General features: G+C 64.8%; 2 protein-coding genes. Both read right to left on the bottom strand.

What is annotated here, in order from left to right:
* The coding region (locus G4D87_RS37495; protein ID WP_163787550.1) for a serine/threonine protein kinase at positions 1-865 on the bottom strand (865 nt) is incomplete at its 3' end.
* Positions 862-1,675 (bottom strand): DUF2381 family protein (locus G4D87_RS37490; protein WP_163787549.1); only part of this gene is annotated, 814 nt, incomplete at its 5' end. The genes G4D87_RS37490 and G4D87_RS37495, both read right to left, overlap by 4 nt.

Raw genomic sequence — 1,675 nt, 5'->3', positions numbered from 1 at the left:
GATGGGCCCGGAGATCCGCCAGCTCGCGACGGAGCGCCTCGGTGTCGACCGGGCGCTGGGAGGGCTCATGGGACAACATGCTCAGCACGAGGTCACTCACCCCGTCGGGAACACGCGCGTTCACCGTTCGGGGAGACGGCGTCATCAGGGCGGGGTTGTTCAAGTCGAAGCGCGCCCGGTGCGCCGTAGGGCGCGGGTCGGTCAGCAGTTCGTGGAGCATGACGCCCATCGCGAAGATTTCATCGGAGACCTGGGAGGCGTAGCGAGCCCGGGGCTCGTCCCTGTGTTCCCGCATGAATTGAAACTGTTCGGGGGCCCGATAGCGCTCGGTGCCCGGGGGCAACCCGCCTCCCGTCAGGTCCTCTGCGAGGGTATAGGTCGCGCAGCTGAAATCGATGATGACAGGTTCACCATCGCTCTTCCGGATCAGGACGTTGAGCAGCTTCAGGTCCCGATGCAGGACGCCCATCCTGTGCATGTACGCCAGCGCACCCGCGAGCTTTTCAAAGACGCTCAGGAGCTCGCGAATCGTCGGGTGCTTGCGTTCGGCCCACTCCGCGAGCGTCCAGCCGTCCACGTAGTCGAGCGCAAGGTAGAGGTGGCCACTCTCCGCGACCCCGAACCCTCGCGGCTGGACGATATTCGGGTGGTCCAGCATGAGCAGCGACGTCACCTCTCGCAACGTGCGCGCGTGGGTCTGCTTGGCGTCGCCGCTGGTCTCCCGGTGCCTGGCTACTTTGAGGGCACGCTGGATGCCGTTCTTTTCGCCAAGGAAGACAACCGCGAAACCGCCGCCGCCAAGCGTCTTGGAAATCTGCCACCCGTCAATGAGCGAGACTGCCGGCACCGCAATCGGCTTCGTCACTGGGCAGCCCCCGGTACAGGTCTCGGAAACCGCACGTCCGGAATCGACAAATGCCGGCCTCCATCCCCGCGCATCTCCAAGGTGGAGACAAAGCTTGCATCAGACTCCTGGATTTCGGCGACCGCGAGAACGCGCCTGCTTTCTCCGGGAGGAATCGGGAGCTCCTTGTCGGTTACGATCCGCGCACGCAAAGGCATGCCAACCCGACCTCTGAAGGTCGCCTCCAGCGGTGCCCAGGCGGGTTGTCCGGCTCCGTTGGAGATCGTCATGTCTACGAGAATCCACCGCTTCCCCCGAAAAGCCACGACATTGAATGATTCAAGTCCGCGTGCGCCGCCCCATGTCTCTTTGATGCGGGAAGTTGTGACACCCTCCGCATCCAAGTAGCCAAGCAGCACGAAATCTTCGGGCTTCGGCGTCGGGGCGCGAGCGTCCGTCGGACAGGTCTCGTTCGGTGGCGCCGGGCGCTGCACCTCGATCCGGATATCCACTTCAGCCGGATCGGTCACGAGCGTGAAAGCCGCCCGTGCCGGAACCTTGCCGTCCGAGAAGAAGACTCCGAGTTCCTGTCGTTCGCCAGCGGGAAGATCGGCCAGGGGCTGAACGATGACGGAGCGCTCGCCGGCATCCAGGACGCGGAGCCGCGACTCATCGAAGGTGAGGGTCTTCCGCTGGATTGGCGAGGGAAAGAACAGCAGCGTCATGGTGTCCCGCGCGACGTGGATGACGGGCGGCGAGTCGGCGGGAGCGCTGGCGACTGTAACGGAACGCTCGCGCCTGACACGCGCCCCCGGTGCCGGTTCAGCCCTC

It is taken from the genome of Myxococcus vastator (assembly GCF_010894475.1).
Classification (GTDB): domain Bacteria; phylum Myxococcota; class Myxococcia; order Myxococcales; family Myxococcaceae; genus Myxococcus; species Myxococcus vastator.
Note: the sequence above shows the minus strand (reverse complement) of the source record. Positions and strands in the feature narration are given on the sequence as shown.